Source organism: Clostridium brassicae (assembly GCF_026738875.1).
Lineage (GTDB): Bacteria > Bacillota > Clostridia > Clostridiales > Clostridiaceae > Clostridium_H > Clostridium_H brassicae.
Genome location: NZ_JAPQFJ010000021.1, coordinates 1 through 17,092 on the forward strand (window position 1 = coordinate 1; position 17,092 = coordinate 17,092).

Annotated in this window: 14 protein-coding genes and 1 pseudogene; 2 read left to right on the top strand and 13 right to left on the bottom strand. The window is 29.5% G+C overall.

The annotated features are described in order from the left end of the window. Positions 1-205: 205 nt before the first annotated feature. The 12 genes and pseudogenes from OW729_RS16080 to OW729_RS16135 all read right to left on the bottom strand — a co-directional run bounded on the left by OW729_RS16080 (position 206) and on the right by OW729_RS16135 (position 13,020). Positions 206-781, bottom strand: coding sequence for a GNAT family N-acetyltransferase (locus tag OW729_RS16080; RefSeq protein ID WP_268062575.1), 576 nt, complete (start codon positions 779-781; stop codon positions 206-208). Between the two features lie 385 nt (positions 782-1,166). Beyond that, on the bottom strand, positions 1,167-1,874 hold the full coding sequence (locus OW729_RS16085; RefSeq protein WP_268062576.1) for a 2-phosphosulfolactate phosphatase family protein: 708 nt from the start codon (positions 1,872-1,874) through the stop codon (positions 1,167-1,169). 103 nt (positions 1,875-1,977) lie between these two features. After that, a complete protein-coding gene (locus OW729_RS16090; protein WP_268062577.1) occupies positions 1,978-3,276 on the bottom strand; it encodes a M18 family aminopeptidase in 1,299 nt (432 codons plus the stop codon). Between the two features lie 205 nt (positions 3,277-3,481). Then, positions 3,482-4,867 (bottom strand): sigma-54 interaction domain-containing protein, encoded by a 1,386-nt coding sequence (locus OW729_RS16095; RefSeq protein ID WP_268062578.1) that lies wholly within the window; start codon positions 4,865-4,867, stop codon positions 3,482-3,484. 133 nt (positions 4,868-5,000) lie between these two features. Beyond that, a complete protein-coding gene (locus OW729_RS16100; protein ID WP_268062579.1) occupies positions 5,001-5,816 on the bottom strand; it encodes an alpha/beta fold hydrolase in 816 nt (271 codons plus the stop codon). 34 nt (positions 5,817-5,850) lie between these two features. Next, on the bottom strand, positions 5,851-7,128 hold the full coding sequence (locus OW729_RS16105; RefSeq protein WP_268062580.1) for an MFS transporter: 1,278 nt from the start codon (positions 7,126-7,128) through the stop codon (positions 5,851-5,853). Between the two features lie 383 nt (positions 7,129-7,511). Continuing rightward, entirely contained in the window at positions 7,512-9,371 is a 1,860-nt protein-coding gene (locus OW729_RS16110) for a beta-propeller domain-containing protein (protein WP_268062581.1), read from the bottom strand. A 47-nt stretch (positions 9,372-9,418) separates the two neighbouring features. Continuing rightward, positions 9,419-10,294 carry an intracellular short-chain-length polyhydroxyalkanoate depolymerase gene (phaZ, locus tag OW729_RS16115; RefSeq protein WP_268062582.1) on the bottom strand — a complete coding sequence of 292 codons (876 nt, stop codon included), beginning with the start codon at positions 10,292-10,294 and terminating at the stop codon, positions 9,419-9,421. 92 nt (positions 10,295-10,386) lie between these two features. Further along, positions 10,387-10,743, bottom strand: a pseudogene (locus OW729_RS16120) (acyl-CoA dehydrogenase family protein); the annotation flags it as partial. Positions 10,744-10,755: 12 nt separating this feature from the next. After that, entirely contained in the window at positions 10,756-11,520 is a 765-nt protein-coding gene (locus OW729_RS16125) for an acyl-CoA dehydrogenase family protein (protein WP_268062583.1), read from the bottom strand. A 37-nt stretch (positions 11,521-11,557) separates the two neighbouring features. Further along, positions 11,558-12,217, bottom strand: a complete 660-nt coding sequence (locus OW729_RS16130) for a 3-oxoacid CoA-transferase subunit B (RefSeq protein WP_268062584.1) — start codon at positions 12,215-12,217, stop codon at positions 11,558-11,560. 53 nt (positions 12,218-12,270) lie between these two features. After that, positions 12,271-13,020 (bottom strand): CoA transferase subunit A, encoded by a 750-nt coding sequence (locus tag OW729_RS16135; protein ID WP_268062585.1) that lies wholly within the window; start codon positions 13,018-13,020, stop codon positions 12,271-12,273. A 276-nt stretch (positions 13,021-13,296) separates the two neighbouring features. On the opposite strand from OW729_RS16135, the gene OW729_RS16140 reads away from it, so the two are divergent. After that, on the top strand, positions 13,297-14,475 hold the full coding sequence (locus OW729_RS16140) for a cation diffusion facilitator family transporter (protein ID WP_268062586.1): 1,179 nt from the start codon (positions 13,297-13,299) through the stop codon (positions 14,473-14,475). A gap of 122 nt (positions 14,476-14,597) precedes the next feature. Here the strand turns inward: OW729_RS16140 and OW729_RS16145 are convergent, their stop codons facing one another. Then, a complete protein-coding gene (locus OW729_RS16145) occupies positions 14,598-15,593 on the bottom strand; it encodes a DUF5050 domain-containing protein (protein WP_268062587.1) in 996 nt (331 codons plus the stop codon). Between the two features lie 383 nt (positions 15,594-15,976). On the opposite strand from OW729_RS16145, the gene OW729_RS16150 reads away from it, so the two are divergent. After that, positions 15,977-17,077 carry a PRK06851 family protein gene (locus tag OW729_RS16150; RefSeq protein ID WP_268062588.1) on the top strand — a complete coding sequence of 367 codons (1,101 nt, stop codon included), beginning with the start codon at positions 15,977-15,979 and terminating at the stop codon, positions 17,075-17,077. Positions 17,078-17,092: the final 15 nt, after the last annotated feature.

A 17,092-nucleotide genomic window follows, 5' to 3' on the forward strand; every position in this document is an offset into this window, starting at 1 on the left:
CCTTTCTTAATTTTTCTGTAGCAAGAAAATTATACTTCAAGGCTTGGTATTATCCACTATTTATTTTTTGGAAACTATAATATGGAAACTAATAAAGTTTTGTTTGTACAAAACTTAGGTAATTACATAATTTTCTTAACTATTACATAAATCCAATACTTTCTTAAAGCATATTGCCCACATAAAAAGTGAGCTAAACATTAATTTAGCTCACTTTTTTCATTTTATTAACTCTTCCCAATATCAATCTGTCTTCATAATTAGAAGTTCTAAGATTTAATTCACATTCTTTTTTTACCCCTTCTATCTTAAAGCCCATCCTTTCCGCTAAAGTTATAGAAGCTATATTTGCAGGATGTATCACCGCCTCTAGTCTATGAAGATTTAATTGATTGAATGCATAATTAATAACTAAAGATAAATTACTTCCCATAATACCCTTACCCCAGTATTTTTTATTAAGAATATATCCAACTTCAGCCTTTGCATTTAAATAGTCAAAATGCTGGAGAGAAATTAATCCTAATAGCTTATCATCTTCTTTATCACTTATGCACCAACGAACAAACATTTTTTTATTATATCCATCATTAATGAAATCAATGTAGCTTTTAGCTTTATCAATAGATTCAATAGGATTCATTCCCTCATATTTTACTGCATCGTTATCAGAGTATATATCAAATATATCTTTGCAATCGGTTTTTTTAACTTGTCTTAAGTTGTATACGTTTCCATCCAATATTGGGAAATCCTCAAATACTTGGATAATAACAATCATCCCCTTTAATTAAGTTATATTTTATATCCCCTTACAATGATATTTAATATCCTTTAATAAATTATACCACACTGCTGTTATAAGTTAAAGATTAACTTATTTGAATTTAATACTTATTATTTTGCCTTATATTATTATATATATTTACCATATCTAAAAAATCCTCCTAAAATTATAAATATTATTTTATTATTAATTATATATTTTAATAAAATATACTATAAATTATTCAACGCCTAAATAAAAAAAGTTAAACTTGTAATCTTAATACAAGCTTAACCTTTTTATTTATAACTCACTATTTTAATTAAATATTACTTCTTTGCATTCTTTTAAAGCTTCTCATAACAACTCTAATTTCAGCTTATATTTTAAATTATCGAACTCATATAATAATTTTTCCATTAATAAACTCTGGTACTATATTTATAATATCTTTTCTGCAACAATATTCTAAGTCCTTCTGAAGCCCTAATTCTAGTAATATATTATAATGCTTTGCATTTTTTATAAATGTTATTAAATCTTCATTTTGCTTATACATATAATTAGCAGTAATAGCTATATCTGACATATCTACTTTTATTTCTTTAAGTATACACTCTATAATATATCCACTACATAAAAAGTCATCTATAGAAAATTCTCCATTGGTTCCTGAGTTTATTATAACAACATCATTCCCTACTTCCACAACTTTTTTTGCAACAGATGATGCATTTATCATAGCTCCTATTAACATTCGTTCTGCACTAATAGATCTATTAATAGCTTTAGTTCCGTTGCTAGTAGTCATAACTAATATTTTACCCTTAGCAGAACCATCTAAATACTCCAAAGGAGAATTTGAAAAATCAAACCCTTCTATTTTTAAAGCTTTTCTTTCTCCTCCTAAAACGTATTTTTCTCTTTCATTTTTTACTACGTCTCTTGCTTCTTCTATATCTATTACAGGGATTACCTCTTTACATCCATTATATAGAGCAGTTACAATTACAGAAGTGGCTCTTAACATATCAATTATAACTATTGTTTTCCCTTTTATTTTTTCTTCTTTTATATCTTCACTAGAAATAATTATATCTATATTCATAGTAATAGCTCCTTAGTTATTGTTTAACACTTTGAAACATTAAAATTTCAATTCACTATTTAAAATTCAAATTGAATTTTAAATCCCATCTAAAGTCAAGATCTTATTTGTAAAATTCTTCAAAGCATTGGATGCAATAATAATGATCCATAACTCCACAAAATTCTCTTACTGAATGCATTGCTAGCATTGGAATTCCAATATCAACAGAACGTATATTTATATGGGTGGATGAAATAGGTCCTATTGTACTTCCTCCTCTTTCATCTGATCTGTTTACAAACTTTTGTACAGGTACTCCTGCTTTTTTACAAATACATTCAAATACAGCTGATGAATTTCCATCTGAAGTATAACTCTGGCTAGCTGCAATTTTTATTGCTGGCCCCTTATTTATAACTGGTCTATTGGTTGGATCACATTTCTCACCTTTATTTGGATGAACCGCATGAGCTGCATCACAAGATATAATAAATGATTTAGCTAAAGCTCTAAAATAGTCTTCTCTATTTCCTTCTTGGGCTAAAACTATTCTTTCTAAAATATTTGAAAGCATTTCTGAATCTGCACCTTGTTTTGTTGAACTACCTACTTCCTCATTATCAAAACATACTAAGACATTAGTAGCTTCTGATGCCTCTGTATTTATAATAGCTTTAACCCCAGCATGAACAGCTTCTAAATCATCTAATCTTCCGCAAGATATAAACTCTTCATTAAGTCCTATAATACTTCCTTTTTCATATTCATAAAGAAATAGATCAAAATCTAGTATTTCATCACAATCTATATTTAATTCCTTCGCTATAGTGTTTAAAAGATAATTCTCTTTTTCAAATTGATCATTAATTAGAGATACTAAAGGAAGTGTGTCTATTTGCCTATTTAACTCAATTCCTTTATTTACTTCTCTATTCATATGAATAGCAAGATTAGGAATTATCATTATAGGTTTATTTATATTTACAAGCCTCTCTTCTGGAAATAAGATATTTTTTCCCTTTAATATAACTCTACCCGCAATAGATAGTGGTCTATCTAGCCATGTGTTTACTATAGGTCCCCCGTAAACTTCCGTATTAATTTTAAAATAAGCCTCTTCTGATGTCATTTCGCAATTTGGCTTAACTCTAAAACATGGTGAATCTGTATGTGCCCCTAATATTTTAAATCCATTATCTGCGACTTCACCTTTTCCTACTACAAATGCAATTAAAGCCGAATTGTTCTTAGTTACAAAATATTTTCCTTTGTTTTTTATATGCCATTTATCTTCTTCTTTCAATTCTTTAAAACCATTTCCTAATAACTCTTCTTTTACATTTTCCACGGCATGAAAAGCTGTTGGGCTCTCATATATAAAATCTATAAGTTCTTGTGCAATTTTTAATTCTTTACTCATTTTATTACCTCCATAGCATATCTAGTGTAGATAGCCCTACACCGACTGATTTTATTATATTTTATATTATACCTCATTTTTCCAAATACTGTTTAGCTATTTTATTCCTGCATCAAATCTATTGTAGTATTCCAGATTTGTGTTTACAATACCTTTGGTTTAGTTATTATAAAAAGCTACAAACTAACTTGTAGTTTTTCACATTTTAAATATCCTTTATATTCAATTCATTTATCTTTCTATATAATGTATTTCTAGGTATTTTTAAAAGTTTTGCAGCCTGACTTTTATTATAATTACACTGGCTTAGCGCACTTTTTATTGTCTCTGCTTCAACAGCATTTATGACTTCATTCAGTCCCATACCGCTTAAATTTATATTCTGTTTTATTGAATCTTGTAAAAAAAATTCAGGTAAATCATTTATCCCTACATTTACATCATCTGCGCTAACACATATTTTATTTATTACATTTTTTAATTCTCTAATATTTCCAGGCCACAAATACTCATTAAGAATATCCATTATATTATCAGGAATTTTTCTTAATATCCCCAATTCTTTATGGAAATTAGATAAAAACTCCTCTACTAAAAATTTCATATCTTCTTTTCTCTCTCTTAATGGTGGTACTTCTATACTTAAAACATTAATTCTGTAGTATAAGTCCTCCCTGAATTTTCCATCAATAACCATTTTTTCTAAGTTTCTATTTGTAGCACTTATTACCCTTATATCTAATGGAATAACTTTTTTTCCACCAATTCTTATAATCTCTTTTTCCTGCAAAACCCTTAAAAGTTTTGCTTGCATATGGTATGGCATTTCTCCAATCTCATCTAAAAAAATAGTGCCTCCATTTGCTAGCTCAAATTTACCTATACTTCCGCCTTTTTTCGTTCCAGTAAATGAACCTTCTTCATATCCAAAAAACTCTGATTCTAATAGACTTTCTGGAATTGACGAACAATCTATCCTAACAAAAGGCATATTATGTCTCTCACTCTCTGCATGTATTGCATGAGCAAAAAGTTCCTTTCCTACCCCACTTTCACCTTTAATAAGCACATCAAATTTTACTTTAGCAAATTTTTTCACATCATTTTTGCACTTAATAATGCTGCTAGATTTTCCAATTATATTATCCAAACTATATGTAGTCTTATTAAATTTAGCAATTTCATTTTTATATAACTTCAATTCTTTATTGAGTAATTCATATTTATCCAATATATCTTTCATATTCTGAATTTCTTCAAATAAAATCATACCTAATCCACCTACTAAATTACCTCTATCATCAATTATGGGTATTCTATGACATATCGCTTCCTTTCCATTAGGGAACTTATGAGGAGTGGCTATATCTGCTCTTTTATTTTTCAAAGATTTCATAAATTTAGATGTAGGATTTATATCTGTCACTATTCTACCAATCATATTTTCAATAGGTATTTGAAGAAAATCAGAAAAAGATTTGTTTATATATATCATTTTTCCATCTTTGTCTAAAAAGTCAATTGCAATAGGTATATTGTCAAAAGCACTATGACAAAACTCTAAAAATTCCTTTGTGTTCAAATTAATCATTACTATATCCCCCCTACAACTTATATATTAATTATAATATAAGTTGCATAACTAGTATAATTAATTTATTGAATTTATATGTAAAAAAGGAGGTATCTGGGTTACCTCCTCTTTTAAGTTAACTTATTAATAATTATTTTAATATCTCAATTACAGGTATAGCAGATTCTGTCTCATATGCTATTAAAAATTCAGCTAAAGCCAAGTTGTATGCTGGTGCATTATCCATTTTTGATAAATGGGATGCATCTGGTATAATTTGCATTTTTGACCCAATAATATTTTCGTTTAGATATTGCGCATAAACAATTGGGGTTACAGGATCAAATTGTCCTACAGATATGAATGTTGGAATATTCATATCTTCATGATATTCTCTATAATCAGCCTTTAAAGTAGAATACGTAGCCTGTCTATATGGTTTTACTCTATTTAATTGGAACATTTGTATAGCTTCCTTTAAAATACTTTCTTCAACATTTATCTTGCAAGCTGCTTTAGCAATCAACTCACCTAATTCTTCCATGGGCATTCTATCGATTCTCTCCAATCTTTCATCAAGTCCAGTTGTACACATAGGTTCTGGATAATACCCCGCAGCATCACTTAGAGTCATAGTGAGCATACGGTTTTGATTTTTTATTGCAATCTCTTGACAAATTAGTCCTCCCATGGATAAACCAACAAAATGAGCTTTATCTATCCCTAGATAATCTAATAATGCTAATACATCTTTTGCAAACAATTCCATAGTAATGAATTCATCTCCATCGCCACTACGATAATGTCCGCGTAAATCCATAACAATAGTTCTAAAACTTTTGCTAAAAACATCAATTTGGTATTTCCACGATTCTGCATTTTCACCTAATCCATGAATAAATACCAAAGCAGGTCCTTGACCCTTATCTTCATAATACAAATCGATTCCATTTATTTTTGCTATCATAAAAAAACCTCCTAATAATTTTTATAAAATATTTTTATTTACCACCATTCACAATCATATTGCTACTTTTATCTGTAGCCGTGGATTTGATAAGAAAAATAGTGAAAAGCGTTGCTAAAACTAATCCTCCTATACATATTGACCATAAAATTGTGTATGATTTTGTAACATCATAAATATATCCTCCAAAATAAATTGCTACAGCAGATCCAATTGAGGCACTAGTAGCCATTACTCCATTAAGTGTTCCAAGACTTTTTCTTCCAAACAAGTCTGCTGTTAAAGATGAAAATAATCCAAATGCTCCCATGTACGATAGTCCCATTATGAACACAAATACGTATGCCATTACTGGCGTGTTAGCATTCATAAGAACTATAGTTCCAATTATTTGTAATATTAATGAAATACATAGTGCCTTCTTTCTATCAATAAAATCTGAGATTGTTGGCCAAATTAACATAGAAAACATAGATAAAAACATATTCATTGCCAAAGCATCAGTAGCCTGTGTCTCTGTTAATCCATTATTAATAAGATGTGGCACTTGATGTATTTGTTGAGCAAGACCATTTCCTCCAAATAAGAAGTATGCAAGAATTAATGCCCATGCTTTTGGAGAACAAAAGATTTTTTTATATGTCCATTCCTCATCATCAATACTACAGCTATTTGTATTTTGATTTACTTTTATTTTGATTTCTCCATCCGGCAATAACCCTATATCTTCTGGTTTATTTTTCATTAATAATAGTGATGGTATAATTACTAAAATCCATGAAGTTATAGCCATTATTTTAAATGTTCCTCTCCATCCTATTGATTCTAGCCATCCCTTTGCAAACATTGTAAATATAGCTGCTCCTAAAGGTGATGCTACTAATGTTATCGCCATAGCTCTTCCTCTTTTCTTAACAAACCATCTACCTACAGCTGTTGGGCCTGGTACCATTCCCATACAACTGCCTGCAACACCTAATAACAATCCATAGCATAAGTAAAATTGAGTAGGAGTTTTAATTACTGTCATTAAATAATAAGCCAGTCCTGTTAATACACCACCTATTGCTAAAATATTTTTGACTCCAACTTTATCCATTATTTTACCAACAAATAAAACCACAATAGCATATACAAACATATTTGCAGAAAAGGCCCCTGCCACTTGTGTTCTTGACCATCCTAAGTCATTTAACATAGAAAGTTGAATTACACCATAAGCTCCTTTTGTCCCATAAGTTATACCTACTGACAAAAATGCTACTAAAACTACAATCCAACCATAAAAAAATTTTGATTGTTTTTTCTCCATATAACTATCCCTCCATTAAATATTGTTAGTTAAACCTTTTCTTCGTCTCAATTAAACTTATACTTATTCCCCCTTCTATCTTTATAACACCCACTTCATATATTGTTTTATAGCAATACATATGCCACTTTATGTGCTAAATACAAATTTTTTAAATTGACGGATTCTATCTCCCTATAAATGGCTTCTCATAGCAAAAAAAATTTATCTTTTCTAACAAAAGATAAATTTTTTCTGTAAATAATAAATTTAATTTATAATATTATTGTAACAAAATGTTACATGTGTAATATTCTATTTGCAACATAACTATATAGAACTTAATAATTTCTAATATCTATATAGTTAATCATATTATTTAAATTCTATTTGTCTTAAGAATATCAAGGAACAAACTTTGTAACTTTGTTAAGTAGTCCATCTGCTACATAGATTTCTCCATTTGCTCCACATGCAATACCTTGAGGTGAAAAGAAATTCCCACTACTGCTACTAAAATTCCCCCATTTTTCAATAAAAATTCCATTTGAAGTAAATTTTTGCACCCTATTATTAGAACTGTCAGTAACATAAACATTATCGCTTTCATCAATAGTAATCCCTATGGGTAAAAATAAATCTCCGTCACCAATACCCCAATTTTCTAAAGGATCAGTCACAGGGACCCCTCCTTTAGTTCCCCACTTTGTAATAAAATTACCGTTCTTATCGAATTTTTGAATACGGCTATTAGATCTATCTACTACATAGATATTATCTTTAGAGTCACTAGCAAGAAAAAATGGTTGTCTAAACTGTCCATTTTCCATTCCTTCTCTACCCCAACTCTTTACAAACTGTCCTAAAGAATTAAATTTTACAATTCTATTACCTCCTGTATCCGCAACATATATGGAACCATCACTAGTAGTACATACTCCTACAGGTAAGGTTAAATGACCATACCCAAAGTTCATTAACCAAGTTCCATTCTTTGAGAATACTTGAATTCTAGAATTACCTGTATCTGCAATCACTATATTATCATATTTTTTATTGTAGCAAATCTGTTTAGGTGTAGTAAATTGCCAATAGTATATACCATAAGCTCCTGGTCCTCCATTACCGCTATTTCCACCCCATTTACCTAATAATTTTCCAGAGCTATCAAATTTTTTTATGCGGTGATTTAAACTATCTGTAACATAAACATTACCTGAAGGGTCTACAGCTACTCCCGTACTTCCTGAGAATACTTTATCACCTGTCCTTAACTTTCCTATATTCAAATCTGGTGAAGCATAAGTTGAATATCCATTAAATCTAATTAATTGGCTATTTCCTGTATCTGAAACAATAAATTTCCCATTTCCTATAGGTAAAACTTGACAAGGGAATACTGGTTCTAAATTAGCAATACCTAAACTTGTAGAATATTTATAGACATGATTACTATTAAATTTTTTAATCTTGTGATTAAAAGTATCTGCTATATATACATCGCCATTAGAGTCTATATTCACTCCTCTAGGATATAAAAACTTATTAGAGCTATCCCCTGGTTCTCCCGTTCCTAATTGCTCAATATAATTTCCTTTAACATCTAAAACTTGAACTCTGTTATTGAAAGTATCGCATATATAAACTTTGTCGCCTAGTGGATCTTGCTTTATAGCAATCCCTTGAGGTAATCTAAACTTACCATTACCTGTACCTCTTCCTCCATAATGATATAAAAATTTTCCATTTTCATCAAAAACCTGAATGCGATCATGAAATTCATCACAAACATGATATCTATTTTGACTATCTATGCCTATTTCCCTAGGTAAGCCAAATTGACTTGTCCCATCGCCAAAAGAACCCCAAGCGGTTATAAAATTCCAATTTGAATCAAACTTTTGAATACGATAATTTGCTGTATCTGCAACTAGTATATTACCTTTATTATCAATAGCTACACCAAAAGGAGTATCAAATTGTCCATTACCAGAACCTCGCGCACCAAATTTCTTAAGAACATTTCCATTTTCATCAATCTTTACAATTCTGTTATTACTCATATCTGCAACATATATATTTCCTTTAGCATCTTTAGACATTGCCACCGGAGAATTAAAAAATACTTCTGAAAATTTTTCATTTGCTATGCCCCAAACATCTTCAACATTCAATTGAGCAGTTCTAGCACTAGCAGGCAAATTGAATAATGCGAAAATTATGAATGTTATAATTAGATTTCTGAATAATTTAGTTTTTTTCATAATCTTATTAACCTCCTTTTGTCTAAATGTTCTTTGAATATAATTTCTTAATCTTCACTTATACATCTAACCAATACTTCTTGAGCATCCACCATAGGTGAATGTCCACACTCTTTCACTATTACAAGTTCTGCATTATCTCCTATACTTTCTTTCATCTCTTTTGCCTCATCTACAGTAATTAATAAATCACTATCTCCTTGCAGTATTATCGTAGGTACATTTATTCTATCAACCTCACCTGTTCCCATAGACAACCCATTGTAATAATTAGATATATTAAATTTTGTCAATCCATAGTATACATCCATTAAGTTTCTTTGAAGCAAACTTTCTTCTAATTGCGCTTCAAAAACCTCAGGCTTTGGCTTATTTTTATTGTATATTGCAGTATCCCATATATTTCTGTAGTACTCTTTATCATTACGCTCTAATGCCTCTAATAGTTCAATTTTAGTCTTGTCTTCCTGAATCTCTTTTCTAGATTTTAATAAAATTTTCTTACCTTTATCATCTACTGCATAAGAGTGATATCCTGAAATACCCGCTGAGTCTATTAAGAATAATCTGTTTACCATATATTCATAATTTGAACAAAATAACATGCTTACAGCTCCACCTGTAGACCATCCTAATAAATCGAATTTTTTTAATTTTAATTGATCAACAAATAATTTTAAATCTCCAGCAAAATCTCTTAAAGTATCTATTGGTCTATTATAAGTCGACCTTCCAAACCCTCTCATATCAATAGCATAAGCAGTATATTCTTCTGGTAGCTCTTGTATAAGCTCATCATAAAACTTGGAGCTGGCTAAATTTCCATGAACTAAAACTATAACTTTTTCACCTCCTATATATTGTCTATAACTATACATTTCATTATTAGGTAATTCTATTTGGTTTAATTGAATATTCTTCATCTTAATCCCTCTCCTATTATCTATTTTAAAATAAATTAATCTCATTTCTCTTTATCTCAACTATACACTCTAAGTGCATTTTCATAGATTTTTCACTTTAAATTCTTCAGTACATTAAGTCCAATTATCATATTTAAAACTTCTACCGTTCCAACACCTATATCTATTAATCTTGCATCCCTTGCAAATCTTTCTACATCATTATTTCTTATATAACCGTGTCCCCCCATAATTTGTATAGCTTCATAACATATATCATTTACTGCTTTAGCTGTAGCTACCTTAGCAACAGATGCTTCTAAAGAATAATCTTCTCCTCTATCTCTTACTTCACAAGCTTTGCGAAAAAGTGCCTTTACCCCTGCTAATTTTATATACATATTAGCTATTTTTTCTTGAATAGAGAAAAGTGCTGCAATAGGTTTACCAAAAGCACTACGATTATTTGAAAATTTAACAGCTTACTCTAAAGCCACTTCTCCAATTCCTATCCCAATGGCTGACATTCCAAGTCTACCTCCTACCAGTCCATCTAAAACAATTTCAAATCCTTTGTCTTCTTTTCCTAGTAAATTGTCTTCAGAAACTATACAATCTTTTAATACTAAATTAGTAGTTGCAGAACTTCTAAACCCCATTTTTTCAGCATAATAGGTTACATCTAATCCATAAGTTTCTTTGTCAACTATAAATAAACTTATTCCCTTTGCACCTTTATTAGGACTTGTCTTACACATAACAAAATATAAATCTGCTATACCTCCATTCGTCACAAAATACTTTGTTCCATTAATCTTCCATCCATTCTCAACCTTTTCTGCGACTGTTTTAATACCTGCAGCATCTGATCCAGCTGTTGCCTCACTTATTGAGTAAGCAGCTATCTTCTTTCCCTCTACTAAATCTTTCAGATATTTTTTCTTTTGTGATTCGGTACCATATTTTAAGAGAACATCTGTAGCCATCCAGTGCACTACATAAAGTAAACTTATTCCTGCACTTCCTTTAGCTATTTCCTTTAATATATAAAAAGCACTTTTATAATCCATATCATATCCACCATATTCTAAGGGATACTGAGCTCTAAAGAATCCTAATTTTCTCATAGGATCAAATAACTCTTTTGGGCAGCGATTACTCTCATCTAATTCTTTGGCTATAGGCTTTATATTTTCTTTAGTAAAATTCTTAGCTTTTAAAATTAATTCTTCACTACTAATATTCATTTACACTTCTCATCTCCATTTTTCATTTATATGTCTTTTATAATTCCATATCTTTCAAATCTTCACCTACAATAAAATCTGCCTCTGTTATAGCTTTTATATCCTCCAAAGATAATCCCGGATAAATTTCTCTTAAAATTAACATATCTTCTCCAACATCAAAAACTGCTTTCTCTGTAATTATTGTTTTTACACACCTCTTCCCTGTTAAAGGTAATTCACATTTTTTCTTTATTTTAGAATTTCCATTCTTATCCGTATGTTGTAATGTAGCTATTATTTTCTTTGTTCCATAAGTTAACTCCATAGCTCCACCTATTCCTGGCCACCATAATCCATCCCTCTTTACGGCCCAATTTGCTATATTACCAAATTGATCAACTTCTAAAGCTCCTAATATAGTCACATCAATATATCCATTTCTCATAGCTCCTAAAGATGTAGCAAGTGACATACACGCTGCCCCTGGTAACAATGTAACTGGCTCTGAACCTGCATTTGAAACGTCAGAATCCGCATCATTACAATTTGGTTTCCCACCAAAACCAAAAGCCCCATTTTCTGTATGCATAATTAGCTTTATACCTTTTGGCAAATAGTTGACTGCCTGTGTAGGCATACCAAAGCCTAAATTTGCAACTTCTCCATCATTTAATTCCTTAGCTGCTCTTCTGGCAATAATCTCTCTAACCTCCATTGTTATTCCTCCTTTTATTATCTTGAATAAGCTTAAAATTTCTTACAAACAATTTATTCTTCCTTATTTAATTTACCTTTTTTAATCCATACTTCACGATATATATCATTCTGCTCTTTTAATGTATAGCCTTGAACTACCGCATCAACAAAAACTCCTGGACATCCAACTCTTTCTGGGTCTATAGTTCCAACAGGTACAATTTCATTTACCTCTGCAATAGTGTATTTTCCAGCCATAGCTATATCTGCATTATCGTTTAAGCTGGTCCCTCTAAATTCTAGGTTCCCAAGTTCATCTGCCCTCCAAGCCTTAACTATTGATACCTCTGATGTTAGCGCTGGCTCAATAAAACAATCTAAGCCATTTACATTTATTACTTTTTTAGGCTCATCTAAATTTTCAAATAATCCTGGCTCATCTAAAATACCTACTCCTACTGGTACTAGTACTCCACCTAGCCCCATAGCACCAGCGCGTACTTTTTCCATCCAAGTTCCCATAGGAAAAAATTCTTTTACGCATAAATCTCCAGCTAGATATTCTTCTGTAGACTCAACTGAAGTGCCTACATGACTTGAAATAAGTTCTTTTACTTGCTTGTTCTTGTAAAGCATTGATTTACCAAATCCAGACATTCCTGGAGTTACTGCAATAAGAATTAAATCTTTCGTCCCTTTTTGAACAATCTTTTCAATAGACTTAATTGGAGAACCTACATCAATAAATCCTCCAATCATTAATCTTGTTCCATCTTTTATTACATTAAGAGCTTTATCAATAGAAATCACCTTAGATATCATTACATTACCTCCTTTGTTTTATTTGCTATAAATTTACAGCAATATTCATACCAAAAAAATATAGATTGATATAGTAGCGTTTATTATGGAATTTATAATTATTTATGTATATTTGTCCCATTTAAGATACAGCACCAATCAAAAACTGTTCAAAAAAGTTACACTGCAGTAAAACTCAAAGATATTGGATTTTTTATTTTACTAAAAAACATCGCCTAACAACATTTTTCAGTTGTGCTATAATATGAAGAGTAAATTTATGTTAGAGGTGATAAAATGCTTTCAAAATTACTAGTTATTAAATTTGTAAAAGGCTATGAAAATACAAATGATCATAAAGTTAGAGACTCCTATGGATATCTAGGTGGAATAGTAGGCATAATAGTTAACCTTATTCTTTTCTTAATAAAATTATCTATTGGATTATTTGTTAAAAGTATTGCTGTAACAGCAGATGCCTTCAACAACTTATCAGACGTTTTATCTTCAGTCATAACTATTGCAGGCTTTAAATTAGCTTCTAAGCCTGCCGATGAAGAACATCCTTTTGGTCATGGAAGAATAGAATATATTTCTGGATTAATTGTAGCTTTTATGGTACTTATGGTTGGAGTAGAATTTACTAAGTCTTCTTTTAATAAAATAATGAATCCTGAAAAAATAAATTTTCAATTAATACCTTTTATTTTATTATTAATTTCTGTTGGTGCTAAGATATGGCTAAGTAAGTTCAACAAGTACATAGGAGAAAAAATAAATTCTTCTGCTCTTCAAGCTTCTTCTTTAGACGCCCTAACTGATGTTATCTCTTCAAGCACTGTAGCATTTTCATTACTACTTTCTAAGTGGATTTCTTTCCCTATTGATGGATATGTGGGAATAGTAATATCATTATTTATTTTATATTCTGGATACTCTTTAATAAAAGACACAATTAACCCACTATTAGGAGAAGCTCCAGATCCTGAGCTTGTCGAAGAGTTAAAAAATGAAGTGTTAAAATACGAAAATATTATAGGAGTTCACGATTTAATAATACACAACTATGGTCCTGGAAGAAGGATGGCTTCCATACATGCAGAAGTTCCTTATGATATCTCTATTGTTAAAATCCATGAAATAATAGATAAAGCAGAAAATGAAATTTCTAAGAACTTAGACTTGTTTCTAGTTATACATATGGATCCTATAAATACAGACGATGAAGAAATAAATAAAGCTAGAATAGAAGTAGGAACGGTTTTAGGCAAATTTCCCCAAGTCAAATCTTTTCACGATTTTAGAATGGTTGGCGATGGAGAATATAAAAATTTAATTTTTGATATTGTAATTGACTTTAGTTCAAAACTAACTTTAAAGGATGAAGAAAATCTTAAAACTAATATAGACAAAGAACTAAAGAAAATTCATCCTCTTTATAATTCCCTTATTACAATAGATAAAGCTTATAGTTAGATAATAATTTATTTAAAAATAATATGTATCTATTTAATATAAAAAACGTGTAATAAAAAAATTATTTTTTCATTACACGTTTTAAATTATCATTGTAGATATTATCCAATTTTGCTTTTAAATTATTTCTGACTTATCCACTTCATTTTCATAGGTCTATTAGAATAATCATAGTAAATCTCATTTCCAATAATATTTATTTTATAGGCTAAATCTTCTACTACTTTTGTTTTACTTTTTCCATCTTTACTAAGTTTATATATACACCCATCATTTATGTCACTAAAAAAAATATATTCTCCCTTAATGTTTCCCCACGATGCTGATCCACTATATAACTGCTCTTTTAATGTACCGTCTTTTTTTATTCTAAACAATCCAACATCATTTAAATAATACATCCACTGTTGATCCACATCTATTATGGTAAAAACATTGCTATTATCTTGTAAAATAGATGTTTTTGCTGACCCATCTTTCTTGATTTTGGTAATTCCTTTATTATTATAGTATATAAACTCTTTATCTATTACAATACCGCCTGTTTCTATAATATCATCACTTAATTTAACCTTTTCCTTATTGTCAATTTTAAGCTTGTATATTTTTCCGTCCTCAGCATTTACATAATAAATAAATTTTCCCTCTACATAAACATCTTGTACAACATCATTAGAAATTTTTTCTCTTCCTGTACCATCTGTTTTTATCCTATAAATATGATTGTTATCATCAGCATTATTATAATAAATATAGTTTCCTACTACATTTATATAAAAGCCATAATCATCACATAATTTTGTATTTGAAGAGCCATCTATTTTCTTTTTGTATATATATCCTTTATCATCTTTTTCATATAGGTAATAAATCCATCCTTTTTTTTCTACAGCAAGCCCGAAGTTGTTTAGATTTCCATTAGTATTTCCATTTTCATTTTCATTTACTTCTTCTTTAGAAGCTACAACCACATTCTCTTTCTCATGGACTATCTGTTGTTTGTTTGCATCACATGAAGGAGTATCGTTACTGGTAAAGTCTTTATCTTTACATCCTACAAAAATAATACTAATAAATATAATAATAGCAACAATTAACAAGTGCCTTCCTCTTGACATTTATTCTCCTTCCTCCACTTTCATATAAACTTTCTTCTTTATTTGAAATTGTTGACTTAATTATACTGAAATTTCAAACTGTAAATCATATCGGATCAACAATTACTTAAAAGATACTCAAATTTTTAAATAGATTACACTTATATTATACAATTTATTTATTAATTAATTGTTACAAATTAATTCCAAAACAGTAAACAACACTATCTTATCTTAAATTTTTAAATATTAATTTCACCTTATTTATTGTAACAATTCCACACAAAAAATCAATAAATAAATTCATTAAATAAATACATTTTTATTGTACTTATAAAAATTTTTGTAAACTTTTGTTTTTCTTTTAATATAATGTACTGATATGAAAATAGGAGTGTGATTTTATGAAAGGTAATTTTAAGCATTTCTTCCCTGGTGGTAATACTTCTAAAGGATTTTATTCTTTCTATAGATATATCATGCCTCAAGAAAATGCAAGAAGAATAATATGCCTTAAAGGTGGTCCTGGTACAGGAAAGTCCACCCTTATGAAAAAAGTAGGACAATATTTTAATGAAAAAGGTTATGACATAGAATATCATCATTGTTCTTCTGATAACAATTCTTTAGATGGTGTAGTTATAAAAGAATTAAATGTAGCAATACTTGATGGAACATCCCCACATGTAGTTGATCCTATAAATCCTGGTGCTGTAGATGAAATTCTAAATATGGGGGAATGTTGGATAGAAAATAATTTTAAAGACTATAGAAATTCTATTATATCTATTAATAAACAAATAGGAAAAACCTTTAAACATGCATATAGATATATAGGTGCCGCTAAGATAATTCATGATGACTGGAACTATTATAATTTAGACGCTTTAAATTTTTCAAAGATAAATGTTTTTATAGAAGATTTAAAAAATATACTATTTAGGAATACCACAGTTTCGGTTGCTGCAAATAATAGACATTTATTTGCCACTGCATTTACTCCTAATGGTATCGTAAGCTATATAGACTCTATATATAAAGATTATAAACAAATATATGTTTTAAATGGCGAACCTGGAACTTATAAAACTTCAGTTATGCGATATATCTATGAGGAGGCCTTAAAGAGAGGACTTTTTGTTGAGGTTTACCATGATCCTTTGATTCCTGAAAGAATAGAGCATATATGTATACCAAATATAAATACTGCTATTTTAACTTCTAATGAAATAAACAAAAAAACTTTTGAAGGAATTCAAATAAATATGTCAGATTATCAAAATAAACTTCTCCTTGAAAGAAGTAAAGCTGAAATAGATGCTTCAAAACAAACTTTTTATATGCTTTTAAATAAAGGTTTGTCTATTATCTCTCAAGCAAAAATTCTACACGATGAACTTGAAAAATTATATGTACCTAATATGAACTTTGATAAAGTTGAAAAAATAACTAATGATGTAATAACCAAAATTTTAAAATATGAAAAAGAATATAAAAATCTTTAAACTATAAAAAACATG